Genomic DNA, 25,540 nt, shown 5'->3' with positions numbered 1-25,540 from the left:
GACCACTCCCACATTGGATCAGCTGTGAATACAACTTCTGCGCCTGGCACATATCCACTGTGGGAGTGTGGCTTGCCCGCGATGGCAATAGACCTGTCGACACAAAACTCAGGGCTTGGCTTCAGCCTTCGCCACTGTCACCCACCATTGGGTGTGCTGTTCGATCTGCACCGGCAACGTGGGTAGCAGCGCACTCAGGGCCTTGTCCGTATCGTTCAGCGGGAAGCTCCCGGTGATGCGCAAATCAGCGACCTCGGGCGCGACGCCAAGGTGTCCACGTCGGTAGCGACCGAGTTCATGGATCAGGTCTTCGAGCCGTGCGTTGTCCACGACCAGCATGCCGCGGGTCCAGGCATCGGCACCGAGGTTGAGCGCGAGGATCGGGCCGAGGCCGTTATTGCGCATCAGCACTTGCTGGCCCTCACGAAGGATCTGCTCTTCGGGATTCGACTGCGGATGCGCGGCGACTGCCGACTTCAATACGCTCAGGCGTGTGCCGTCTTCCTCGCGCTTGACCAGGAAACGCGTGCCCAGTGCGCGCATGCTGCCTTCGCGGGTTTCAACGATGAAAGGCCGGGCATCACCGTGGCCTGTCTCGATGAGGATTTCCCCTTCCTGCAGGACAATCAGTCGTTGCTTCTCATCGAAGCGTACGTCCACGGCGCTGTGGGTGTTGAGGTTGATCAGTGTGCCGTCGGCCAGGTGCAAGGTGCGCTGCTCACCCGTGGCGGTGCGCTCATCCGCCAGCCAATAGTCGAGCGGCAGGTAACGCTCCCCGGCGAACAATGCCAGGCCAACCACAGCGACAATACTGGCCAGGCCGCTACCGAGCTTGCGCACCCGGCGGCGAATACCTTCGCGCGATTGCAGCAACGCGGTGCGAGCCGGGCCGCTGGCCGCGCTGAAGCGCTGATCGAGCATGCCCAGCTGGCGCCAGGCGCGAGCGTGTTCTTCGTGGGCGGCGTGCCATTTGGCAAACTCTTCGCGCTCCACCGGGTTGCCGGAATCCAGGGACAATTGCCAGGCAATGGCCGCATCCAGCACCTGCGCCGAGACGGGTTTGGAACTGACCGGGCTCATACCGGCTCACCGTAAAGCGCGATGTAGCACTGACGGATGCCTTGGGCCAGGTACTGACGCACGCGGGGGACCGAGACACCCAAGCGTTCGGCGATCTGCGCGTGGCTGAGGCCGTCGAGGCGGTTATAGAGGAAGGCGGCGCGGGCCTTGCTGGACAGTTTACCGAGTAGGCAGTCGATGTTTTTCAGGTCTTCGAGGATGAGCTGCTGCTCTTCGATCGAAGGGTGTTCGCCTACAGGAATCAGCATCAGCTCGGTGAGATAAGCCTGTTCCAGTGCCGCGCGACGGAAATAGTCGAACAGCAGGCCTTTGGCAATCGCGACCAGGAAGGCCCTGGGCTCGCGTGGCTCTTTGAGTTCATCGCGTCCGAGCAGCCGGACGAAGGTGTCCTGGCTCAGGTCTTCGGCCCGTTGCGGACAAGCCACGTTGCGTCGAAGCCACGCCAACAGCCAGCCGCGATGGTCGCGATATAACGCGCCGACGAGGTTGTTGTGGGGGCTTTGAACTGACGACACGCAGCATCACCGATTGGGAAGGGTTAACTAACGAGAATAGTTCGCGATTGTGTCAGAGGCGGGGGAGGTAAGCAATTGGCGCTGGTCGGGTGGGAATGTTCCTGTTCAAGCGCCCGACGCGATCCCTTGTAGCAGCTGCCGAAGGCTGCGTCCGGCTGCGCAGCAGTCGTGAAATCAGTGTTCGCGGTGCAGCAGGTAAACCGAGACGGAAGGGTTGACGACTGCTGCGCAGCCGAACGCAGCCTTCGGCAGCTGCTACAGGGACCGTGGTGATTTAAAAAGACGGTGCTTGCTGCCTGCGCTTCCATTGGCTCAACCGTTGCTGCAGGTTCAACGGGCTATGAATCTGTTGCTGCCGTGCGCGGCTGAAGAGGATCAGCGCCAGTTCTGCGGTGGCCAGCGCGTCGGCGCTGGCATTGTGTCGCTCGAAGACTTCGAGCTTGAACTGGTCAATCCACTCATCCAGCCCGGCCTCGCGGATGTTCGCCTGCGGACACAGCAGCGGGGCGATGTCGGCCACATCCAGAAACGTATGCTGCAACTTGTAGCCCAGATGATCTTTCAGCGCCCGCCCCAGCATGTGCTGGTCAAACGGTGCATGAAAGGCCAGCACCGGGCTGTCGCCCAGGAACTCCATGAAATCGACCAGCGCCTCGGCCGGGTCACTGCCGGCTGCAATCGCGCTCGGCCCCAGGCCATGAATCAGCACGCTGGGGGCCAACTTCAAGTCGGCGCATTGCAACGTGTGCTCGAACTGCTGGCTGAAGTCGATCGCGCCGTCCTCAATCACCACTGCGCCGATGGATAACACTCGATCCTTGTTCAGGTTCAACCCAGTGGTTTCCAGGTCAAGCACGACCCAACGTTGCTCGCGCAGGCTGCATTCACTCAACCCGGCGACCGCTGGCAACTGGCGGATACGCTGTTGCAGTTCACCCGGCAAACTCTGCCTGGCCGGGCGCAGCCATGAAAACAGGCTCATAGCTGATACCGCAGGGTCAGGCTGCTTTGCAGACGCTGGGCCTGGCGCAGGGATTCACGCAGGATGCGTCGATCAAGGTGATTGAGGCTGTCAGGATCGACCCGGTTGGAGTACGGCAAGTTTTCCCGGGTCTGAAGCTGGTGCTGCTGCATTCGGGTCTGCTGAATGAAGTGATACGCCTCTTCATAGGCGGCACCGTCCAGCCGCTCGATCACCTCTTTATCGACCAGTTGGCGGAAACGCTCCAGGGTGTTGTTGGCCTCGATGCCATGAGCCAGCGCCAGCAATCGGGCCCCGTCAACGAACGGGGTGAGCCCCTGGACTTTCAGATCCAGCGTGGCTTTCTCGCCATGCTTGCGGGCCAGTACAAACTCGCGGAAACGTCCTACCGGTGGGCGATTGCGCAGTGCGTTTTCGGCCATCATCCGCTGGAACAACCGGTTGTCCGCCACCTGGTCAAGAATCCCGCGACGCAGTTGGTCGCCACTCTGCTCGTCGCCCCACACCACGCGCAAATCGAAATAGATGCTCGAACCCAACAGGTTCTCCGGCGTGGCTTCGCGGATGAACGCCGAAAACCGGCGTGACCATTCGGCCCGGGACAAACACAGCTCAGGGTTGCCGGCCATGATGTTGCCTTTGCACAAAGTGAATCCGCAAAGCGCCAGGCTCTGGTTGATCTGATGCGCGATGGGCAGCAGCTTGCCGCGTATTTCTGCCGCGTGGGCGGCGTCACGGGCTTCAAACAGAATGCCGTTGTCCTGATCGGTGTGCAGGGTTTGTTCGCGGCGACCTTCGCTGCCAAAACACAGCCAACTGAACGGCACGCCGGGGTCGCCTTTCTCGGCCAATGTCAGTTCGATCACCCGGCAAACGGTGTGATCGTTGAGCAGGGTAATGATGTGAGTGATCTGGGTCGAAGACGCGCCGTGGGCCAGCATGCGTTCAACCAGTTGGCCGATCTCGCCGCGCAACGCCACCAGGTTTTCCACGCGTTGCGCGCTGCGGATCGTGCGGGCCAGGTGCACCAGATCGACCCGTTGCAGGGAAAACAGGTCCCGTTCCGACACCACACCACACAGGCGCTGGTCCTTGACCAGGCACACATGGGCGATGTGTCGTTCGGTCATCGCAATGGCCGCGTCAAACGCACTGTGGTCTGGCGACAGATAAAACGGCGCCTGGGTCATGTGCCGTTCGATGGACTCACTGAAATCGTTGATGCCCTCGGCCACCACATGGCGCAGGTCGCGCAGGGTGAAAATGCCCAGCGGCGTTTTGTGCTCATCCACGATCACGATGCTGCCGACCTGCTGTTCGTGCATCAGGGTCACGGCTTCGCGAAGGGGGGTGGTCGGGCTGCACGTCACCGGATGGCGCATGGCCAATTCACCCAGGCGGGTGTTCAGGGAATATTGAGTGCCGAGGGTTTCCACGGCTTTTTGCTGGACTTGCTGGTTGACCTGATCCAGCAGGCTGCTGACGCCGCGCAGGGCAAAGTCGCGAAAGGTGCTGGAAAGCGCGAACAGTTTGATGAACGCCAGCTTGTTCAGTTGCAGGCAAAAGGTGTCTTCGGCCGCGAGGTGTTCGGTGCGCGTCGCTCGTTCACCCAGCAGCGCCGCGAGCGGGAAACATTCGCCGGTGGTGATTTCAAAGGTGGTCTCGGTTCCGCCCTTCGCGGTGTGGGGACGTTCACCCACGACCCGGCCTTGTTTGACGATGTAGAAATGTTCAACGTCGCCATCGGCGGGCTTGATAATACTTTCGCCAGGGCCATAGAAACGTAACTGGCATTGCTCTACCAGATAGGCCAGGTGGGCATGTTCCATCTGATTGAACGGCGGGAAACGCTGAAGGAATTGCAAAGTGCCCTGGATGTTCTGCAACACCGCGGTTTTCCCTGCCTGTGTGAAGGCGTCCGCTTTACTCATAACCATTACCGCAGTCTTTTTTTGAATTGTTGTTGTCGGATGACTTAGCCATGGTCGACCCCTATCCGCAGGGTGCCCATTGGACGTAAGTCTAGGTAGGCAAATGGTGTGAGCAAATGTCGGAGAAACCCTACGCAACTGTGGGAAAAATCCCACCGTTCCCCTATTGGAAATATTTCCGACGAAGTGCACATTGAACGTCTTCCTGGCGATGTCTCACCACTGGGCCAGGAACGATTTTGAAACTTTTGAGATAGCCATGTCTGACCACGATATTTTGAGTGACGCCGAGCGCGAGGCGCTAAGTGCCGTCATGCTCGAACCCGATCTGCCGCCGCAGCGAGTGCTGATCGTTGACGACGATAAAGACGCACGCGAGTTGCTGTCGGAGATCCTTGCATTGGACGGCATTCGTTGCATGACGGCAGCCAGTGGTGAAACCGCACTCAAAATGTTGAGCGAGAAGCCTTCGATTGGCCTGGTGATTACCGATCTGCGGATGGGGCATGTCGATGGCCTGGACCTGATTCGCCAGGTGCGTGAGTCGGTGAGGGCGGCGTTGCCGATCATCATTGTGTCCGGCGATGCCGATGTGAAAGACGCTATCGCGGCGATGCATTTGAGCGTGGTGGATTTTTTGCTCAAGCCCATCGATACCGGCAAGTTGCTGGGGTTGGTGAAGCATGAGTTGGGGATGGAGCCTTAGCGCTTAAGGCTTTCGTGGCGAGGGGATTTATCGGAATGCCGCACCACCCCGTTCGGCTGCGAAGCACTCGTGAATTGGTGAATGCGATTGTTCCGAAAGGATCATAGGGGCCGCTCCGCGACCCAACGGGGATAAATCCCCTCGCCACGATTGTTCGTATTCTCAAACAAAAAGGCCCTGATCTTTCGATCAGGGCCTTTTTTTGTCCGGCATCAGCGCTCAGTTACAGGCCATTGGCAGCCTTGAACTCGCGACGACGACGGTGCAGCACCGGCTCGGTGTAGCCGTTTGGCTGCTTGGTGCCTTCTACCACCAGTTCGACGGCTGCCTGGAAGGCAATGTTGCTGTCGAAGTTCGGTGCCAGTGGACGGTACAGCGAGTCGTTGGCGTTTTGACGGTCAACCACGGGCGCCATGCGCTTGAGGCTTTCCATGACTTGCTCTTCGGTGACGATACCGTGGCGCAGCCAGTTGGCGATGTGCTGGCTGGAAATACGCAGCGTTGCACGGTCTTCCATCAGGCCGACGTCATTGATGTCCGGCACTTTCGAACAACCGACGCCCTGGTCGATCCAGCGCACCACGTAACCGAGAATGCCCTGGGCGTTGTTGTCCAGTTCGTTCTTGATCTGTTCCGCGGTCCAGCTCGGATTTACGGCCAGCGGGATGGTCAGGATGTCGTCCACCGAAGCGCGCTCACGCTTGGCCAGTTCGGCCTGACGGGCGAACACGTCGACCTTGTGGTAATGCAGCGCGTGCAGCGCGGCAGCGGTCGGCGATGGGACCCAGGCGGTGTTGGCACCGGCCATCGGGTGAGCGATTTTCTGTTCGAGCATCGCGGCCATCAGGTCGGGCATTGCCCACATGCCTTTACCTATCTGGGCGCGACCTTGCAGGCCGGTGCTCAGGCCGATATCGACGTTCCAGTTCTCGTAGGCGCCGATCCATTTTTCAGCCTTCATGTCGGCCTTGCGCACCATCGGGCCGGCTTCCATGGAGGTGTGGATTTCGTCGCCGGTGCGGTCGAGGAAGCCGGTATTGATGAACACCACGCGCTCGGCAGCAGCCTTGATGCAGGCCTTGAGGTTGACCGTGGTACGGCGCTCCTCGTCCATGATCCCGACTTTCAGCGTGTTGCGCGGTAGACCCAGCACGTCTTCGATACGGCCGAACAGCTCGTTGGTGAAAGCCGCTTCTTCAGGACCGTGCATCTTCGGCTTCACGATGTAGACGGAGCCGGTACGGGTGTTTTTGCGCGACGTGTTGCCGTTGAGGTTGTGCATTGCCGCGAGGCAAGTCACCAGGCCATCGAGAATGCCTTCCGGCACTTCGTTGCCCTCTTTATCGAGGATCGCGTCGATGGTCATCAGGTGACCGACGTTGCGCACGAACAACAGCGAGCGACCGTGCAGGCTCAATTCGCTGCCGTCGACACCGGTGTAGGTGCGGTCGGCGTTCATGGTGCGGGTGAAGGTCTTGCCGCCCTTGGTGACTTCTTCCGAGAGGTCGCCCTTCATCAGGCCGAGCCAGTTGCGGTAGATCACCACTTTGTCGTCAGCATCGACGGCGGCGACGGAGTCTTCGCAGTCCATGATGGTGGTCAGCGCGGCTTCCATCAGGATGTCTTTGACACCTGCGGCATCGGTCTGGCCAACCGGGGTGGTGGCATCGACCTGAATTTCAAAATGCAGACCGTTGTGCTTCAACAGGACCGCGGTCGGTGCCGCAGCATCGCCGTGGAAGCCGATCAGTTGGGCATCGTTGCGCAGGCCGGTGTTGCTGCCGCCTTTCAAGGCAACCACGAGCTTGCCATCGACAATCTTGTAGCCGGTGGAATCGACGTGGGTGCCGGCTGACAATGGTGCCGCTTCGTCAAGGAAGGCGCGAGCGAAGGCAATGACCTTGTCACCGCGAACCTTGTTGTAGCCTTTGCCTTTTTCCGCGCCGTCAGCTTCGCTGATGGCATCGGTGCCGTAGAGGGCGTCGTACAGCGAACCCCAGCGGGCGTTCGAAGCGTTGATGGCGAAACGCGCATTCATCACCGGTACCACAAGCTGTGGACCGGCCATGCGGGCAATTTCGTCATCGACGTTTTGCGTCGTTGCCTGGAAATCGGCCGCTTCTGGCAGCAGATAACCGATGTCTTGCAGGAAGGCTTTGTAGGCCACGGCATCATGGGGTTGACCGGCACGGGCTTGGTGCCAGCCATCGATACGAGCCTGGAAATCATCGCGTTTGGCGAGTAGGGCTTTGTTCTTCGGCGCCAGGTCATGAATGACCTTGTCGGCACCGGCCCAGAACTTATCGGCGGTGAGGCCGGTACCGGGAATGGCTTCGTTGTTAACGAAGTCGAACAGGACTTTGGCGACCTGCAGGCCACCGACTTGAACGTGTTCAGTCATTGCTTGCCTCACTCTGCTCAGCTATTTCGCTTTTCAGCTCTTCAATTATGACAATGAAGCCTCTGGCCATTTAAACCACAAACCCGTTCACCAGTACATGCCATTGCGGGCGGCTGGGAGTTGGTCCAATCAACGGCTTGGGGCCTTGCTGACGGGGCTTTCAGGGTTGCGACTGCGCCTTGGCAGACATCGATCCAACGTTATGTAGTGCGCGCTGCGGCATACTACATGATGAATTGCGGTTGTGAAAATTAGACTAATTACGTCGTTCTGCGACCCCATGACGCATTGCGGTCGCGTCGGGGAACGGGATGTTCTCAAAAAACCATCAGATTGTTCCAGTTAAATATCAGAAGTTGTACACGATTTGTTTTTTCAGTTTGTTCAGCGCTGCATTAAATCGTGGGCAAGCCCGCTCCCACAGGTCCTGCGCAATCCTTGTGGGAGTGGGCTTGCCCGCGATGGCGGCAGACCTGTCAGCGCAGAATCTGCCCTTGCCTATACTTCCTTTTCTATAACAAAAGAGGGCTGCGCCATGGACCACCTCGTACTTACTGTTTTCGCTCCGGACAAGGCTGGGCAGGTCGAGCGCATCGCCCAGTGCATTGCCGAGCATGGCGGCAACTGGCTGGAAAGCCGTATGTCGCGCATGGCCGGCCAGTTTGCCGGGATTCTGCGGGTGGGCGTGCCAGCGGAGGCCTACGATGAATTGGTGGATGCCCTGCAGGCGTTGTCGGCCCATGGCATTCGCGTGCTGATTGCCGAGAGCGGCATTGAACAATCCTGCACCTGGAAGCCCATCGCGATGGAGTTGGTCGGCAATGATCGTCCGGGCATTGTGCGGGACATCACCCGGTTGCTCAGTGAGCAAGGCGTCAATCTGGAGCGGTTGGTGACCGAAGTGCGTCCGGCGCCGATGAGCAGCGAACCGCTGTTCCACGCCGAAGCGATTCTGGCCGTACCCCTGACGCTGTCTTTGGATGTCTTGCAGTCGCGCCTGGAAACCCTGGCTGATGATCTGATGGTCGAATTGGTGTTACGCAGCGAGCCCTGAAAGGAATAGTCAAAAAAGGTTATCCAAGTTAAACGTGCACCTGCCTGTGGATAACCTGTAGAGACAGCCCGCCAGCCCACGCGGGCCGGGCTTCTTCAAGACTTGATCAAAAAACCAGCAGTTTCAACAAGTTGCGCACAAACGCCGGGGATCACGCTGTGGATAACCTTGGGGCAGATAGTCGCAGGCCACGTGATTCGTGGTCTGTAGAGGTTTGTGTGTTTTTTGATCAGCGGCGGCGACGAAGACTTATCCACGCATCAATGCTGTAGACCGCCAACCCCGCCCAGATAAAGATGAACGCCACCAGCGTGCTGGACGACAGGTGTTCGTCGAACAGCAAGACGGCCTGCAGCAGCACCAACGTCGGCGCCAGGTACTGGAGAAATCCCAGCGTGGTGTAGGGCAAATGCCGTGCGGCGGCGTTGAAACAGACCAATGGCACCAACGTGACCGGACCCGCGGCCACCAACCACCAGGCTTGCGACGTGGTCCAGAACTCGGCTTGAGCGCTGCTCGCGGCGGGATTGAACAGCAACCAGGCCACCGCAATCGGCACCAGCATCCAGGTCTCGACCACCAGGCCGGGCAGGGCTTTGACCGGGGCTTGCTTGCGGATCAGGCCGTAGAAGCCGAAGGTCAGCGCCAGCACCAGCGATACCCAAGGCAAGCTGCCGACTTGCCAGACCTGCTGTGCCACGCCTACCGCGGCCAGGCCCACTGCCAGCCATTGCATGCGCCGTAGCCGTTCGCCGAGGATCAGCATCCCCAGCAGCACGTTAACCAGCGGATTGATGTAGTACCCCAGGCTGGCTTCAAGCATGCGCCCGTTGTTCACCGACCAGACGTAGGTCAGCCAGTTGGCCGCGATCAGTGTGCCGCTCAGCGCGAGGATTGCCAGTCGGCGTGGGTTCTCGCGCAGCTCGCGCCACCAGCCTGGATGTTTCCAGACCATCAGCAGTAATGCGCCGAACAGCGCAGACCAGAGCACCCGGTGGATGATGATTTCCACGGCTGGCACGCTGGCGATGGCTTTGAAGTAGAGCGGGAAAAGTCCCCAGATGATGTAGGCGCTCAGGCCCAGGATGTACCCGCGACGCGGGTTGGCGGCTTGCATGAAGAATCCTTGCTTAGGCAGCTAACAAAGAGGGGATTGTAAGGAGGTTTGTCCGCAGATGTCCTGCCTGAATAGTTTGGGGCGGTGAACACAGAACCTGTGGGAGTGAGCCTGCTCGCGATGGCGGTTTCCTATTCAACGCATCGGTGACTGAGCCACCGCTATCGCGAGCAGGCTCACTCCTACAATTAGATTTGTGTTGGTCAGAACAGCTTCAGCGGTTCTTCATTCAGCGCAGACAGTTGCTCGCGCAATGCCAACACCTGATCCCCCCAGTACCGCTCGGTACCGAACCACGGAAAGCTGTGGGGGAAGGCCGGGTCATCCCAGCGACGGGCGAGCCAGGCGCTGTAGTGCATCAGGCGCAATGCACGCAACGGTTCGATCAGCGCCAGTTCCCGGGGGTCGAAGTCGTGGAATTCGTTGTAGCCATCCATCAACTCCGACAGCTGTCCGAGACATTCCTGACGATCGCCCGCCAGCATCATCCAGATGTCCTGCACCGCGGGGCCCATTCGGCAGTCATCAAGGTCAACGATGTGGAACATCTCGTCACGGCACATCATGTTGCCGGGGTGGCAATCGCCGTGCATGCGGATGTTCTGGTGCGGCGTGGCCTTGTAGACCTCTTCCACGCGCTTGAGCAGGTCGCGCGCAACCGATTCGTAGGCTGGCAGGAGGCTACGGGGTATGAAGTTGCCTTCCAGCAAGGTGTTCAGCGAATCATGGCCGAAGTTTTTCACGCCCAGTGCTTCGCGGTGTTCGAACGGTTTGGTAGCGCCTACAGCGTGCAGTCGACCCAGCAGTTGCCCCAGGCGATAGAGCTGATCGAGATTGCCCGGCTCCGGCGCGCGGCCACCACGACGGGGGAACAGGGTGAAACGGAAACCATTGTGTTCGTGCAGGCTGGCCCCGTTGTGGATCATCGGCGCGACCACGGGTACATCGCATTCGGCGAGTTCGAAGGTGAACTGGTGCTCTTCGAGAATCGCTTCGTTAGTCCAGCGCTGAGGGCGGTAGAACTTGGCGATCAGCGGCTCGGAGTCTTCGATGCCGACTTGGTATACGCGGTTTTCGTAGCTGTTGAGCGCCAGAATGCGGGCGTCGCTGAGAAAACCGATGCTTTCGACGGCATCGAGCACGAGATCTGGGGTGAGGGTTGCAAACGGGTGGGCCATGCTGACTCCTGCGCGCAGCAGGCTGCCGCGTCCGGCCAAGCATGGTAGCGCAGACGGGGCGTGTTTAGGGGTTGGGTTGAGGTGTGGGTTGTCCGGGCTGACACTATCGCGGGCAAGCCTTGCTCCCACGGGTCACGCGCCAATTTCAACATGGCACATATCCCGTGGGAGCAAGACTCGCCCGCGAAGAGGGCCGATCAGGCGCCGACGATGCCGCCATCTTCGCGGGAAATGGCCATCACCGAAGACCGGGGTTTGCCGTTCGGCAGGTGTTCAGGGAACGTCGAGCCACCGTTCTCCCCTGGATGTTGAATCCCGACGAACAGGGTTTTCTGGTCCGGCGAGAAACTGATCCCCGTGACCTCGCAGCCAATCGGCCCGACCATGAAGCGGCGGATTTCGCCGGTCACCGGGTCGGCACAGAGCATCTGGTTGTTGCCCATGCCGGCAAAATCACCGGCGTTGCTCGAATCACCGTCGGTCAGAATCCACAACCGGCCAGCCTTGTCGAACCCCAGACCATCCGGACTGTTGAACATGTTCTGCGGCGTAATGTTCGTGGAACCACCCTTCGGCGAGCCCGCGTGAACCCCCGGATTACCGGCGACCACAAACAAATCCCAGCTGAAAGTTTTCGCGCCGTGATCATCACGGTCGGTACGCCAGCGCAGGATTTGCCCGTAGACGTTCTTCTCGCGAGGGTTCGGCCCACCCACCGGTTGACCGTCTTCGCCGCGTTTGGCGTTGTTGGTCAGGGTGCAGTAGACCTGGCCGTCATTGGGGCTGACGACAATCCACTCCGGGCGGTCCATGCGCGTGGCTTTGACGACGCTGGCAGCAAGGCGTGCGTGGATCAGTACTTCGGCCTGATCGGCAAAGCCGCTGCTGGCATCGATGCCGTTTTTGCCGTGGCTCAGCTCGATCCACTCACCCTTGCCTTTCGGGTGATCGGCATTACCGTCGCCCGCGTCGAAGCGCGCCACGTACAGGGTGCCGTGGTCCAGCAGGTCGCGGTTGGCTTTAGGGGATTTGTGGTTGATCTTGTCGCGGCTGACAAATTTGTAGATGAATTCGCCGCGCTCGTCGTCGCCCATGTACACCACGGCATGCCCGTCAGCGGTTTCTGCCAGTGCGGCGTTCTCATGTTTGAAACGACCCAGCGCCGTGCGTTTGACCGGGGTCGACTGAGGATCGAACGGGTCGATCTCCACCACCCAGCCGTGACGGTTGAGTTCGTTGGGATTCTTCGCCATGTCGAAGCGTGGATCGTGGGGGTGCCAGTTGATTTCTTTGCTGGTGGCCACCACGCCGTAGCGCTTCTGTGCCGCATCGAAGGTTTGCTCGGCATTGGTGCTGCCAAAGCAGTCGGTGAAGTTTTCCTCGCAGGTCAGGTAGGTGCCCCACGGCGTCTTCCCGTTGGCGCAGTTCTGAAACGTGCCGAGGACGGTTTTGCCTTGAGGGTCGGCGCTGGTTTTCACCAGGGCATGGCCGGCAGCGGGACCGCTCAGGCTGATCGGTGCATTGCCATGAATGCGTCGGTTGTAGCGCGAGCCCTGGACGAAATGCCACTGGCCGTTCTTGCGCTGCACTTCGATCACCGACACGCCTTCGCAGGCCAGCGCCTTGCGCACTTCATCGGCCGACTGCGGCATGCCGCCGTGGGGATAGAGGTAGCGGTAGTTGGTGTATTCGTTGTTGATCGCCATCAGCGCCCGGTCGTGCTCGCCGGGAAATTCGAACAGGCTCATACCGTCGTTGTTGTCGCCGAACTGGACTTCCTGCTGCTGGGCTGTGCCGTTGCCACTGGGGTCGAACGCCGGGCCATCTTTGTGCAGAGGCTGGCCCCAACTGATCAGCACCGAGGATTTGTAGCCTGGCGGCAGGCTGATGGCGTCGTTGGTGGCGGCGGGAATGCTGTCAAAGCCCAAGAGTTTGCTGGTGCCTGCGCTGACGCTCGCGGCCAGCACGCTGCGACTCAGCAGGTTGCCGCCCATGAACATGGCGGCGCCGCAGAGGGCGCCGGCGCTGATGAAGCCACGACGGCTGAGACCGACCATCTTTTCGAGGTCGGTGGATTGATTGTCTTCTAATAGGCTCACATCAGGCTCCCTGCTGGTTTTTGCAGACACCTTAAAGAGCGTTAATGACGCTTATGTTTCAGAGCGGTGTACCGAGCAAGACATTTGACGGTGCGAATTGCACTTGCACGGGTGCGCCGAGGGTCAGGCCAAGCGTGCGCAAGTGAAATGGCTCGGCCAGTGCGCAAAGTGTCTGGCCGTTCGGCAGGCCGATTCGGACTTCGCTGGGGCCATCTTCGGCGTCGAGGATTTCTTCGAGGATGCCTTGCAGGCAGTTGTTTCCAGGTGCTGTCGGGTGGTCGATGGCGAACAGCTCCAGCCATCCGGCCTTGATCAGCGCCACCACTTCGGTGCCGGTTTCCAGCTCCAGGCGCAGGGTGCTGTCGTGGGTGATCTGCGTATCAATGATCAAGCCGGCGGCCAGTTCAAGCCGGATCCGGTCGTTACGTCCCTGAGCATCGATCGCGACGACTTTGCCGTGCAACTGATTACGGGCGCTGGTTCTGAGCATCAGGCGACCGAGCAGGTCCAGGTCGCTCGCATCTTCAGCGGCTTCGAGTACCTGAGCCTGCAAGGCTTGCAGCTTTTGATACAGGCGCAGCACGCGTTCGCCCTCGCTGGACAACTTCGCGCCACCGCCGCCCTTGCCGCCGACACTGCGTTCCACCAAGGGCTTTTGCGCGAGGTTGTTCAGCTCATCAATGGCGTCCCAGGCGGCCTTGTAACTCAGGCCCGCGCTTTTCGCGGCGCGGGTGATCGAGCCTTGTTCGGCGATGTGCTGCAGCAGGGCGATGCGCTGCGGTCGGCGGACAATGTGCTGGGACAATAACGACGGCATGGACATGGTTCGGCGCTTTGGGTAGTGGCGATGCAGAGGACGTTGGCGGCTTGCGGTGCGGGAGTCAAGTCAGGCTATGATCCTGTGGGAGTGAGCCTGCTCGCGATTGCGGTGTGTCGGTCGCATCAATGTTGAATGACCAACCGCCATCGCGAGCAGGCTCGCTTCCACAGGGGGCTATGTACTCAAATCAACCAGCATCACCGGGTTTGGGTGTGCGGGCCAGGCAGTAGACGTCGACCCGTGCGGCGCCGGCCTCCATCAGCAAACGTGCCAGGGCGTGGGCCGTGGCGCCGGTGGTCAAGACGTCGTCGACCAGGGCCAGGTGACGCCCCTTGATTGCGGCATCCTGCGTCAAGGCGAAGGCGTTGCGCAGGTTCTTTTTACGGGCATCGGCCTTCAGGTCCTGTTGCGCGCTGGTGTCCTGAATTCGCAGCACCAGCCGCTCATCACAGGGAATGCCGAGGCCGGCGCTTAGCCAGTGGGCAAGCATGGAGGCCTGGTTGAAGCCGCGCTGACGCAGGCGTTTTGTGGACAACGGCACAGGGACCAGGGCATCCGGGCGCGACAGGTCTTCATCGAAGCGATGTTGCAGGAATTGCACAAGAAGTTCGCCGAGCAGGCGGCCAAACGGCCACTTCGCGCTGTGTTTGAAGCGGGGGATCAGCGTGTCGACGGGAAAACTGTAGGCCCATGGCGTCGCAACCTGTTCGAAAGCGGGCGGTTGCTTCAGGCATTGACCGCACGTCATGCCCGCGAACGGTAAAGGCAGGGCGCAGGTTTCACATTGATCACCCAGCCACGGCAGCTCGGTTTCGCAGGCCATGCAGATGGGCGCGTTGTCTTCGGAGGCTTCGTTGCAGAGTAAACACGACTGTTCGTTTTTTAACCAGATGTAAACCGGCCTGTCGTAACATGGTTGACAGCTCATCGCTCTTCCTTAAATATGCCGAACATCCGTGTCGCGCCTGTGGGTATTACGTTCCCCCAGTCGCTCGCCAAGCATAAAACAAGGAAATGCCCATGAGCGCCAGCACCACTGCAACCCTGCGTCATGACTGGTCTTTGGCCGAAGTCAAAGCACTCTTCGTTCAGCCATTCAACGACCTGTTGTTCCAGGCGCAGACGGTGCACCGTGCGCATTTCGACGCAAACCGGGTCCAGGTGTCGACGTTGCTGTCGATCAAAACCGGTGCCTGCCCGGAAGATTGCAAATATTGTCCGCAGTCCGGTCACTACAACACCGGCCTGGAAAAAGAAAAGCTGATGGAAGTGCAGAAGGTCCTTGAGGAGGCCGCACGCGCCAAGGCCATCGGGTCGACCCGTTTCTGCATGGGCGCGGCGTGGAAACACCCGTCGGCCAAAGACATGCCGTACGTGCTGGAGATGGTCAAAGGCGTGAAAGCCATGGGCCTGGAAACCTGCATGACCCTCGGTCGTCTCGATCAGGACCAGACCGAAGCGCTGGCCCAGGCCGGCCTCGACTACTACAACCACAACCTCGACACCTCGCCGGAGTTCTACGGCAGCATCATCACCACTCGCACCTACGGCGAGCGCCTGCAAACCCTGGCTTACGTGCGTGATTCGGGGATGAAAATCTGCTCGGGCGGCATTCTCGGCATGGGCGAATCCCTCGATGACCGTGCGAACCTGCTGATCCAGCTGGCCAACCTGCCGGAGCATCCGGAGTCGGTGCCGATCAACATGCTGGTAAAAGTGGCCGGCACTCCCCTTGAAAACGCAGAAGATATCGACCCGTTCGACTTCATTCGTATGCTGGCCGTCGCGCGCATCCTGATGCCGCAATCCCATGTACGCCTGTCCGCTGGCCGCGAAGCGATGAACGAGCAGATGCAAGCCCTGGCATTCTTCGCCGGTGCCAACTCGATTTTCTACGGCGACAAACTGCTGACCACCGCCAACCCTCAGGCCGACAAGGACATGCAACTGTTCTCGCGCCTGGGCATCTTGCCGGAAGCTCGTGAAGAGCACGCGGACGAGGTGCATCAGGCCGCGATCGAGCAGGCGCTGGTTGAACAGAAGAGCAGCGAGCAGTTTTATAACGCCGCTGTTTGATTCGATGCTGAACACTTGTAGGAGCTGCCGCAGGCTGCGATCTTTTGATCTGGATTTTTTAAGATCAAAAGATCGCAGCCTGCGGCAGCTCCTACAGGGGATGCGTCTCCTTCTTTATCTGCGAGGCCTGCATGTCTTTCGATCTCGCCGCACGCCTTGCTACCCGTCGTGCCGAAAACCTCTATCGCCAGCGTCCATTGCTCGAAAGCCCTCAAGGCCCGGAAGTGGTGGTCGATGGCCGGCCATTGCTGGCGTTCTGTAACAACGATTACCTGGGGCTGGCCAATCACCCGCAGGTCATCGAAGCCTGGCGCGCGGGCGCTTCGCGCTGGGGCGTGGGTGGCGGCGCTTCGCACCTGGTGATCGGCCACAGCGGCCCGCATCACGCACTGGAAGAAGCGCTGGCCGACTTGACCGGTCGTCCCCGTGCGCTGCTATTCACCACGGGTTACATGGCCAACCTCGGCGCGGTTACTGCGTTGGTGGGGCAGGGCGATACGGTGCTGGAAGACCGGCTCAATCACGCGTCCTTGCTGGATGCCGGCCTGTTATCTGGCGCACGTTTCAACCGCTACTTGCACAACGATGCCGTGAGCCTGGCCAAACGCCTCGAAAAAGCCACCGGCAACACGTTGGTAGTCACCGATGGCGTCTTCAGCATGGACGGCGATCTCGCCGATTTGCCGGCGCTGGCGCGGGAAGCCAAGGCCAAAGGCGCGTGGCTGATGGTCGATGATGCCCACGGTTTTGGTCCGCTGGGCGCCCATGGTGGCGGGATCGTCGAACATTTTGGCCTCAGCCAGGACGACGTGCCGGTCTTGGTTGGCACCCTGGGCAAGGCCTTCGGAACGGCCGGGGCTTTTGTGGCAGGCAGCGAAGACCTGATCGAAAGTCTGATCCAGTTCGCTCGCCCGTACATCTACACCACCAGCCAGCCACCGGCCCTGGCCTGCGCGACGCTGAAAAGCCTCGAGCTTTTGCGCACTGAGCATTGGCGGCGCGAACACCTGAACACATTGATTCGCCAATTCCGCCACGGTGCCGAGCAGATTGGTTTGGAGCTGATGGACAGTTTTACGCCGATCCAGCCGATCATGATCGGCGACGCAGGTCGTGCGGTTCGCCTGTCACAGTTGCTCCGCGAGCGCGGACTGATGGTGACCGCGATCCGTCCACCGACCGTGCCCGCTGGCAGCGCACGACTGCGGGTGACCCTGAGTGCCGCGCACAGCGAGGCGCAGGTACAGCTATTGTTAAATGGACTGGCCGATTGTTTTGCACTACTGGGACCGGAGCCAAGCCATGCGTAATCGACTGATTCTGCTGCCGGGCTGGGGCCTCGGGGTTTCTCCGCTGGAGCCCTTGGCCGCCGCGTTGCAGGGACTGGATGAGCACCTGCGGGTCGAGATCGAGCCGTTGCCAGAGTTGGAGTCCAGTGATCTTGAAGAATGGCTGGATGAGCTCGACTCATCTGTGCCACAGGACGCCTGGCTCGGCGGTTGGTCCCTCGGCGGCATGCTCGCGTCCGAGTTGGCCGCGCGGCGAGGGGATCGCTGCTGCGGTCTGGTGACCCTGGCGAGCAACCCTTCGTTTGTCGCCCATGAGCAGTGGCCCAGTGCGATGCCCGGTGAAACCTTCGATGCGTTTCTGGCGGGTTGCAACGGTGACCCACGAATGACCTTGAAACGCTTCTCGCTACTCTGCGCTCAAGGCGCCGAGGACTCACGCGGGCTGTCGAGGCTGATGCTGGGCGGCGCGCCGCATACGGCTTCGTCAGTGTTGATGAGCGGCCTGGAACTGCTGGCACAACTGGATACCCGCGCAGCGTTGCAGGCGTTTCGGGGCCCGCAATTGCATTTATTTGCGGGCATGGACGCGCTCGTTCCAGCCGAAGCGGCGAGCGATTTGCTGACGTTGCTGCCAGATGTCGAAATTGGTCTGATTGAACAGGCCAGTCACGCGTTTCTTCTGGAAGACCCTCACGGTGTGGCGGGGGCGATCCAGGCTTTTTTGCATGAGTGCGGTGATGACTGATCTCTCTCTTCCCAACCTTCCCCAGGGCTTGCCCGACAAACGTCAGGTGGCAGCGTCTTTTTCCCGCGCGGCGGCGAGCTATGACAGCGTTGCCGAGTTGCAGCGTGATGTGGGTAGCCAGTTATTGAGTCGCTTGCCCGAAGGTTTTTCACCTGATCGCTGGCTGGACCTGGGCAGCGGCACAGGCTATTTCAGCCGGGCGCTCGGCGGGCGGTTTCCTGCAGGTGAAGGGGTGGCGCTGGACATTGCCGAAGGCATGCTCAATCACGCACGGCCGTTGGGTGGCGCCACGCATTTCATCGCGGGGGACGCAGAGCGGTTGCCGCTGCAGGATTCAACCTGTGACCTGATCTTCTCCAGCCTCGCGGTGCAGTGGTGCGCGGATTTTGCTTCGGTGCTCGGTGAAGCCCATCGGGTGTTGAAACCGGGGGGGATTTTCGCGTTTGCTAGTCTGTGCGTGGGTACGTTGTTCGAGTTGCGCGACAGTTGGCGTCAGGTGGATGGCAGGGTGCACGTCAACCGTTTCCGTGAGTTCGAGGTTTATCAGCAATTGTGCGCTGACAGCGGACTGAGGATAGGGAGTCTGCAAGTTCGTCCGCATGTGCTGCATTACCCGGACGTGCGCAGCCTGACCCATGAGCTCAAGGCATTGGGTGCGCACAACCTGAACCCCGGTCGGCCGGGTGGTTTGACCGGTCGGGCGCGAATCCTCGGTTTGATCGAGGCTTACGAGCAATTTCGTCAGGCCGAAGGTCTGCCCGCGACTTATCAAGTGGTCTACGCCGTTCTGGAGAAACCCTTATGAGTGCAGCCTATTTCATCACCGGTACGGACACCGATGTCGGCAAGACCACCGTTGCCGCCGGTTTACTTCACGCCGCGCGCTCGGCAGGCATGAGCACCGCAGCAGGCAAACCGGTGGCGTCCGGCTGCGACGTGACGCCCAAGGGTTTGCGCAATTCGGATGCACTGGCGTTGCTGGCGGAATGCTCGCTGCCAATGACCTACGTGCAAGTCAATCCGGTCGCGTTCGAACCGGCGATCGCACCGCATTTGGCCGCCAGGGAAGCTGGCGTGGCGTTGACCGTGCAGTCCTTGTTGGTGCCGATGCGGCAGATTCTGGACATGCAGGCGGACTTTACCCTGATAGAGGGCGCTGGCGGTTGGCGTGTGCCGCTGGCGGATCAGGACAACCTGTCGGACCTGGCCATCGCGCTGGGCCTGCCGGTGATTCTGGTCGTCGGCGTGCGGTTGGGTTGCATCAACCATGCGCTGCTGACGGCTGAAGCCATTGCGCGGGACGGTCTGCAACTGGCGGGGTGGGTGGCCAATATCATCGATTCCAAGACGTCGCGCCTGGAAGAAAACCTGGCAACCCTGGCCGAGCGAATTCCCGCGCCGTGCCTGGGGCGAGTGCCCAAGCTCAAGTTGGTGACTGCAGAAGCGGTGGCCGAGCATTTACAGCTGGATCTGCTGGACTAGGTTTTGGCTATGACAAGGCACTGTGCCATTAGTGTTTTTGTCGGGCCTTTTACCCGTGTGTCTGCTTCAATGCCAGTTGTTGATCCTTCCCAAGGACGAGTTCTCCCATGGAAATCTCAGGAAACACCGCTTTTTATGCCGGTCTGAGCACTGTTCAGGCTGGGCAGAGTCGCGTCGACCAAGCTGCCGGGCAAATCGCCAGCGCCACCGTCGACCGTTCGGTGGTCAGCCAGTCGTCCGACGTTCAGGTCGATCGTTTGCGTGGCGTTGACCGCGCTCAGCACTCGGACCTGGCCAGCGACGCTGTGGAGATGGCTCAAGGCAAGCTGCAACTCGAGCTGGGGGCAAAGGTGGCCAAGGCTTCCGATGAAATGCTTGGCACGTTGATCGACACTTACGCCTGATTCTTTCGCTGTATCCGCACCCTCGACGCCGCGCTTGTTCGCGGCGTTTTTCTGCGTAAGTCCTTCTCGCTCAACTAATCTTTTCTCTAGCGTCCGTTGCTCCATCAACCGCCGTACACGGCTGCGCGTGCGCAATGCAAAAGCCGTGATGACGAACGGCAAAAGATCGACGCTTGACAAGATTTGGTCGTAAACGTATGTTTCAAACAACTGTTTGACCGTCACAACAAATCATTACGGTCGTTCATTCCCGGTTACATCAGCAGAGGTTTATCGCTATGCCTGACTACAAGGCCCCCTTGCGTGATATTCGCTTCGTTCGTGACGAACTGCTCGGCTACGAAGCGCACTATCAGAGCCTTCCGGCTTGTGCGGACGCAACTCCGGACATGGTTGACGCCATTCTTGAGGAAGGCGCCAAGTTTTGTGAGCAGGTACTGGCTCCGCTGAACCGCGTGGGTGACACCGAAGGCTGCACCTGGAGCGAGTCCGGCGTTAAAACCCCGACTGGCTTCAAAGAGGCCTATAAGCAGTTCGTTGAAGGCGGCTGGCCAAGTCTGGCTCACGACATCGAGCACGGCGGCCAAGGCCTTCCGGAATCGCTGGGTCTGGCGGTCAGCGAAATGGTGGGTGAAGCCAACTGGTCGTGGGGCATGTACCCAGGCCTGTCCCACGGTGCGATGAACACCATCAGCGAGCACGGCACGCCTGAGCAGCAAGAGGCTTACCTGACCAAGCTGGTTTCCGGCGAATGGACCGGCACCATGTGCCTGACCGAACCGCATTGCGGCACCGACCTGGGCATGCTGCGTACCAAGGCTGAACCTCAGGCTGACGGTTCCTACAAAGTCTCCGGCACCAAGATCTTCATCTCGGCCGGCGAACACGACATGGCCGACAACATCGTCCACATCGTGCTGGCACGTCTGCCGGATGCACCGGCTGGCACCAAAGGCATCTCGCTGTTTATCGTTCCCAAGTTCATGCCGAACGCTGACGGTTCGATCGGCGCTCGCAACGCCGTGACCTGTGGTTCCCTGGAACACAAGATGGGCATCCACGGTAACGCCACCTGCGTAATGAACTTCGACGCGGCCACCGGTTTCCTGATCGGCCCGGCGAACAAAGGCCTGAACTGCATGTTCACCTTTATGAACACCGCTCGCCTGGGCACCGCGTTGCAAGGTCTGGCGCACGCCGAAATCGGCTTCCAGGGCGGCTTGAAATACGCTCGTGATCGTCTGCAGATGCGTTCCCTGACTGGCCCGAAAGCGCCGGAAAAAGCCGCTGACCCGATCATCGTTCACCCTGACGTACGTCGCATGCTGTTGACCATGAAGGCGTTCGCCGAAGGCAACCGCGCGATGGTTTACTTCACCGCCAAGCAAGTCGACGTGGTCAAGTACGGCGTGGACGAAGAAGAGAAGAAGAAAGCCGACGCACTGCTGGCCTTCATGACGCCAATCGCTAAAGCCTTCATGACCGAAGTCGGATTCGAGTCCGCCAACCATGGTGTACAAATCTACGGCGGCCACGGTTTCATCGCTGAATGGGGCATGGAGCAGAACGTTCGCGACAGCCGCATTTCGATGCTGTACGAAGGCACCACTGGCATCCAGGCACTCGACTTGCTGGGCCGTAAAGTGTTGATGACCCAAGGCGAAGCGCTGAAAAGCTTCACCAAGATCGTCCACAAGTTCTGCCAGACCAACGAAGGCAACGAAGCGGTCAAAGAGTTCGTCGAGCCGTTGGCTGCGCTGAACAAAGAATGGGGCGAGCTGACCATGAAGGTCGGTATGGCGGCCATGAAAGACCGCGAAGAAGTCGGCGCGGCGTCCGTGGATTACCTGATGTACTCCGGTTACGCCTGCCTGGCCTACTTCTGGGCTGACATGGCGCGTCTGGCTGCTGAGAAACTGGCTGCCGGCACCACCGAAGAGGCGTTCTACACCGCCAAGCTGCAGACTGCGCGCTTCTACTTCCAGCGCATCCTGCCGCGTACCCGCACTCACGTGGCAACCATGCTGTCGGGCGCTAACAACCTGATGGACATGAAAGAAGAGAACTTCGCGCTGGGCTACTAAGCCTTAACGCAGTCGTTCAAAAAACCGCTGCTCCTTCGGGAGCGGCGGTTTTTTTTTGCCGGTGACGTTCCGACGCGGCAGTCGCAAAAAACCGAGGGAGGTCGAAAAGTCGATCTGCTGACTGACCACGTTTTTAATCGCGGTGCCGCGATCTGCCGGGCAAGGTGCTTTCCGGGACATGGAGGTTGGCAGCGATTGCGCTCCGGATGCGCGCCTGGCCACTGGTTGAAACATGCCGTCTAAAAAAACCGTACTAAATCACTCAGAAAGTCCCGGCATCTGCCGTTACAAGGAGAGGGCACAATGCCATCAATCGATGTGACGGTCGGAGTTTTTACCCTTGCCGCGTTCTTCCGCTGTACGTTTCAGTCATTTCTTGCCGTCGTTGGTGCTTTTGCTGGCAGGGCTCGCGGCTGCCTACGTTAAAGACCTCAATGTCTTCTTCACCTCGCTGTTCAACGTATTGCCAACGCTGGTGCTGTTGCTGGGCGGGGCCTACTGCGCGGTTTATCGCCGCCAGCGCGAATTGTTCCTGATGGTCACGGTGTACATCGCCTACTACTTGCTGGACGCGCAGACCGACTATTACCGCGACAACGGCAAGGTACGTGATGACGCCGCGGTGATTTTTCATTTGGTGTGCCTGCTACTCCCTCTGATGTTCGGTGTGTTCGCAGCCTGGCAGGAACGCACCCATCTGTTCCAGGACATGGTGGCGCGCTTCGCCGTGTTGCTGGCCGTCGGCAGCGTGGCGTTGGGGCTGGAGCAGAGTTACCCACAGGCGCTGTTGATGTGGCTGGCTGAAATCCGCTGGCCCGCGCTGCATGGCGCCTGGATGAGTCTGATCCAGCTCTCTTATCCCGTATTCATCGCCATGTTCGTGCTCTTGAGCTGGCAGTACTGGCGCAAGCCGAGACCCTTGCACGCCGCACAGCTTGTGGGCTTGCTGGGGTTGTTCTGGATGTTGCCGAAGACGTTCATCCTGCCGTTCACGCTGAACATCATGTGCAGCCAGGTGATGTTGATGATTGCGGCAGCGGTGGCTCATGAAGCCTACCAAATGGCCTTCCGCGACGAACTCACGGGGTTGCCGGGTCGCCGCGCGTTGAATGAACGCATGCAGCGCCTGGGACGCAATTACGTGTTGGCGATGAGCGACGTCGATCACTTCAAGAAATTCAACGACACCCATGGCCACGATGTGGGCGATCAGGTGCTGCGGCTGGTCGCCAGCAAGCTGTCGAAAATCGGCGGGGGCGGCAGGGCGTATCGCTATGGCGGTGAGGAATTTGCACTGGTGTTCGCCGGCAAGACCCTTGAGGAGTGCCTGCCGCACCTGGAAGTCATCCGCGAATCCATCGCGACGTACAACATTCATTTGCGCAACCAGGACAACCGTCCTCAGGACGATCAGCAAGGACGACAGCGCCGGGCCGGTTCGAGTGCTTCAAGTGTGTCGGTCACGGTCAGCATTGGCGTTGCGGATCGACTGGAGCAGCGCACCCCGGAACAAGTGCTCAAATCCGCGGACGAAGCGCTCTACAGCGCCAAGGGGGCCGGACGTAACTGCGTGGTGGCGTATGGTCAGAATCGCCGTGGCGCCGTGCGTATGGACGCCGCTACGGATTGAGTGATGATGGCGCATTCAGCGTCTGGACTGTGATTGTAGGGCGTGGTTGGCGGCAGTAGGTTTGAGTGATCTGCTGACGGAGAAAATGCCATGCCCGAGTACAAAGCTCCCCTGCGCGACATGCGCTTCCTGATCGACCACGTCTTCGATTTCCACAGCAACTACGCGGCTCTGGGCGCCACTGACGCCAGCCCGGACATGGTGGCGGCGATCCTCGAAGAAGGCGCGAAATTCTGCGAGAACGTGCTCGCGCCGCTCAATCGCAGCGGCGACGAAGAAGGCTGCCATTTCGACAATGGCGTGGTGACAACGCCAGCAGGTTTCAAGCAAGCCTTCGCCCAATACGTTGAAGGCGGCTGGCACGGTCTGGCAGCGGATCCTGCTTATGGCGGCCAGGGGTTGCCCAGCTCCCTGGGGCTGGTGATCAGCGAAATGGTCGGCTCCAGCAACACGTCCTGGGGTATGTATCCGGGGTTGACCCACGGTGCCATGTCGGCCATTCATGCCCACGGCACCGAAGAACAGAAACTCACTTATCTGAGCAAACTCACCGCCGGGCAGTGGACGGGCACCATGTGCCTGACCGAAGCCCATTGCGGTACCGACCTGGGCATCATCAAGACCCGCGCTGTACCAACGGCCGATGGCAGCTACGCGATCTCCGGCAGCAAGATTTTCATCTCCGCCGGCGAGCACGATATGAGTGACAACATCATTCACCTGGTGTTGGCGAAGCTGCCGGATGCGCCGGCAGGGACCAAGGGGATTTCGCTGTTTATCGTTCCTAAGTTCCTGCCCGATGGCGACGGTGAGGCGGGGGAGCGCAACGGCGTTTCCTGTGGCTCTATCGAACACAAAATGGGCATCAAGGCCTCGGCCACCTGCGTGTTGAACTTCGACGATGCCAAGGGCTACTTGATCGGTGAGCCGAATAAGGGCCTGAACTGCATGTTCACCATGATGAACCACGCTCGTCTCGGCACCGGTATGCAAGGATTGTGCTTGGGCGAGGCGAGCTTTCAGGGGGCGATCAAGTACGCCAACGATCGCTTGCAAATGCGTTCGTTGACCGGCGCGAAAGCACCGGAGAAGCCTGCTGACCCCATCATTGTTCATCCCGACGTGCGTCGGATGTTGCTGACCATGAAGGCCTTCAACGAAGGCAACAGGGCGCTGACTTACTTCACTGCACAGTTGCTGGACACTGCGCATCTGAGTCCCGATGAAACGGCGCGTCAGGAGGCTGAGGATTTGTTGGCGTTCCTGACACCCATCTGCAAGGCCTTCATGACCGATACCGGGCTGGAAGTGACCAACCACGGGATGCAGGTGTTTGGCGGCCACGGTTTCATCCGTGAGTGGGGCATGGAGCAATTGGTTCGTGACTGCCGGATTGCCCCGATCTACGAAGGCACCAATGGTATTCAGGCGCTGGATCTGTTGGGACGCAAAGTGCTCGGCAGCCAGGGCAAATTGCTGCGGGGTTTCACTAAAATCGTCCATAAGTTCTGCGCAGCAAACGCCGCGCATCCGCAACTCGCGCCCTACGTCGCGCAGCTCAACGATTTGAATCGGCAGTGGGGTGAGGTAACGACCCAGGTGGGCATGGCCGCGATGAAGAATGCGGATGAAGTCGGCGCCGCGTCAGTGGATTACCTGATGTACAGCGGCTACATCATTCTCGGCTATTTGTGGCTGCGCATGGCGCTGGTGGCGCAGGCCCAGATCGACGACGGTAGCGGCGATGCCGATTATTGCCGGGGCAAACTGGCGACCAGCGAGTTTTACTTCAAGCGATTGCTGCCACGTACTGCCGCTCATCGGGCGGCGATCGAGGCCGGCAGTGATTGTCTGATGAAGTTGCCGGCGGAGTTGTTTGCGCTCTGACTTTTTCTCTGTGGCGAGCTCGCTCGCCACAGGATTTTCTTGATCTCCATACTGCACTTA

The 25,540-nt window shown here is 59.9% G+C and carries 21 protein-coding genes; 11 read left to right on the top strand and 10 right to left on the bottom strand.

The window, feature by feature from the left end; genetic code table 11:
* Positions 1-108: 108 nt before the first annotated feature.
* The 4 genes from AC3ZVB_RS21875 to AC3ZVB_RS21860 form a co-directional block, all read right to left on the bottom strand.
* On the bottom strand, positions 109-1,080 hold the full coding sequence (locus tag AC3ZVB_RS21875; RefSeq protein ID WP_194691100.1) for a FecR domain-containing protein: 972 nt from the start codon (positions 1,078-1,080) through the stop codon (positions 109-111).
* Entirely contained in the window at positions 1,077-1,595 is a 519-nt protein-coding gene (locus AC3ZVB_RS21870) for an RNA polymerase sigma factor (protein ID WP_490147720.1), read from the bottom strand. Before AC3ZVB_RS21870 ends, AC3ZVB_RS21875 begins: the two co-directional genes overlap by 4 nt.
* A gap of 274 nt (positions 1,596-1,869) precedes the next feature.
* Positions 1,870-2,577, bottom strand: coding sequence for a 3'-5' exonuclease (locus tag AC3ZVB_RS21865; RefSeq protein WP_490147719.1), 708 nt, complete (start codon positions 2,575-2,577; stop codon positions 1,870-1,872).
* Positions 2,574-4,514, bottom strand: coding sequence for a putative nucleotidyltransferase substrate binding domain-containing protein (locus tag AC3ZVB_RS21860; RefSeq protein WP_490147718.1), 1,941 nt, complete (start codon positions 4,512-4,514; stop codon positions 2,574-2,576). Before AC3ZVB_RS21860 ends, AC3ZVB_RS21865 begins: the two co-directional genes overlap by 4 nt.
* A gap of 253 nt (positions 4,515-4,767) precedes the next feature.
* On the opposite strand from AC3ZVB_RS21860, the gene AC3ZVB_RS21855 reads away from it, so the two are divergent.
* The gene (locus tag AC3ZVB_RS21855; protein ID WP_162436224.1) at positions 4,768-5,214 is read left to right on the top strand and encodes a response regulator; all 447 of its coding nucleotides are present in this window, start codon (positions 4,768-4,770) and stop codon (positions 5,212-5,214) included.
* A 223-nt stretch (positions 5,215-5,437) separates the two neighbouring features.
* Here the strand turns inward: AC3ZVB_RS21855 and AC3ZVB_RS21850 are convergent, their stop codons facing one another.
* Positions 5,438-7,615, bottom strand: a complete 2,178-nt coding sequence (locus tag AC3ZVB_RS21850) for a malate synthase G (protein WP_490147717.1) — start codon at positions 7,613-7,615, stop codon at positions 5,438-5,440.
* Between the two features lie 535 nt (positions 7,616-8,150).
* On the opposite strand from AC3ZVB_RS21850, the gene AC3ZVB_RS21845 reads away from it, so the two are divergent.
* Positions 8,151-8,669, top strand: coding sequence for a glycine cleavage system transcriptional repressor (locus tag AC3ZVB_RS21845; RefSeq protein ID WP_123410579.1), 519 nt, complete (start codon positions 8,151-8,153; stop codon positions 8,667-8,669).
* 229 nt (positions 8,670-8,898) lie between these two features.
* On the opposite strand, the gene rarD is transcribed toward AC3ZVB_RS21845, so the two are convergent.
* From rarD to AC3ZVB_RS21820, 5 genes are all read right to left on the bottom strand, one after another.
* A complete protein-coding gene (rarD, locus tag AC3ZVB_RS21840) occupies positions 8,899-9,786 on the bottom strand; it encodes an EamA family transporter RarD (protein ID WP_194691104.1) in 888 nt (295 codons plus the stop codon).
* A 203-nt stretch (positions 9,787-9,989) separates the two neighbouring features.
* Positions 9,990-10,964, bottom strand: coding sequence for a serine/threonine protein kinase (locus AC3ZVB_RS21835; protein ID WP_162436227.1), 975 nt, complete (start codon positions 10,962-10,964; stop codon positions 9,990-9,992).
* Positions 10,965-11,161: 197 nt separating this feature from the next.
* Positions 11,162-13,063, bottom strand: coding sequence for a PhoX family protein (locus AC3ZVB_RS21830; RefSeq protein WP_490147716.1), 1,902 nt, complete (start codon positions 13,061-13,063; stop codon positions 11,162-11,164).
* A 58-nt stretch (positions 13,064-13,121) separates the two neighbouring features.
* Positions 13,122-13,886: a TOBE domain-containing protein gene (locus AC3ZVB_RS21825; protein WP_490147715.1), complete on the bottom strand. Its 765-nt coding sequence runs from the start codon at positions 13,884-13,886 to the stop codon at positions 13,122-13,124.
* Between the two features lie 184 nt (positions 13,887-14,070).
* On the bottom strand, positions 14,071-14,811 hold the full coding sequence (locus AC3ZVB_RS21820) for a ComF family protein (RefSeq protein ID WP_490147714.1): 741 nt from the start codon (positions 14,809-14,811) through the stop codon (positions 14,071-14,073).
* Positions 14,812-14,903: 92 nt separating this feature from the next.
* Here AC3ZVB_RS21820 and bioB point away from each other — a divergent pair, with 92 nt between their 5' ends.
* From bioB to AC3ZVB_RS21775, 9 genes are all read left to right on the top strand, one after another.
* Positions 14,904-15,959, top strand: a complete 1,056-nt coding sequence (gene bioB, locus AC3ZVB_RS21815; RefSeq protein ID WP_058415231.1) for a biotin synthase BioB — start codon at positions 14,904-14,906, stop codon at positions 15,957-15,959.
* A 131-nt stretch (positions 15,960-16,090) separates the two neighbouring features.
* Complete coding sequence (gene bioF, locus AC3ZVB_RS21810) at positions 16,091-17,269, top strand: 8-amino-7-oxononanoate synthase (protein WP_490147713.1); 1,179 nt, start codon at positions 16,091-16,093, stop codon at positions 17,267-17,269.
* Positions 17,262-17,993, top strand: coding sequence for an alpha/beta fold hydrolase (locus AC3ZVB_RS21805; RefSeq protein ID WP_490147712.1), 732 nt, complete (start codon positions 17,262-17,264; stop codon positions 17,991-17,993). Before bioF ends, AC3ZVB_RS21805 begins: the two co-directional genes overlap by 8 nt.
* Complete coding sequence (bioC, locus tag AC3ZVB_RS21800; protein ID WP_194691112.1) at positions 17,986-18,798, top strand: malonyl-ACP O-methyltransferase BioC; 813 nt, start codon at positions 17,986-17,988, stop codon at positions 18,796-18,798. Before AC3ZVB_RS21805 ends, bioC begins: the two co-directional genes overlap by 8 nt.
* The gene (bioD, locus tag AC3ZVB_RS21795; protein WP_162436234.1) at positions 18,795-19,475 is read left to right on the top strand and encodes a dethiobiotin synthase; all 681 of its coding nucleotides are present in this window, start codon (positions 18,795-18,797) and stop codon (positions 19,473-19,475) included. The genes bioC and bioD overlap by 4 nt, the downstream gene beginning before the upstream one ends.
* A gap of 107 nt (positions 19,476-19,582) precedes the next feature.
* Positions 19,583-19,879: a pyrroloquinoline quinone biosynthesis protein PqqE gene (locus AC3ZVB_RS21790; RefSeq protein WP_490147711.1), complete on the top strand. Its 297-nt coding sequence runs from the start codon at positions 19,583-19,585 to the stop codon at positions 19,877-19,879.
* 278 nt (positions 19,880-20,157) lie between these two features.
* Positions 20,158-21,963 (top strand): phenylacyl-CoA dehydrogenase, encoded by a 1,806-nt coding sequence (locus AC3ZVB_RS21785; protein WP_162436236.1) that lies wholly within the window; start codon positions 20,158-20,160, stop codon positions 21,961-21,963.
* Between the two features lie 340 nt (positions 21,964-22,303).
* On the top strand, positions 22,304-23,593 hold the full coding sequence (locus AC3ZVB_RS21780; protein ID WP_490147710.1) for a GGDEF domain-containing protein: 1,290 nt from the start codon (positions 22,304-22,306) through the stop codon (positions 23,591-23,593).
* A 90-nt stretch (positions 23,594-23,683) separates the two neighbouring features.
* Entirely contained in the window at positions 23,684-25,480 is a 1,797-nt protein-coding gene (locus AC3ZVB_RS21775; protein WP_162436238.1) for an acyl-CoA dehydrogenase C-terminal domain-containing protein, read from the top strand.
* Positions 25,481-25,540: the final 60 nt, after the last annotated feature.

Source organism: Pseudomonas sp. MDV22-iso1 (genome assembly GCF_058145095.1).
Note: the sequence above shows the minus strand (reverse complement) of the source record. Positions and strands in the feature narration are given on the sequence as shown.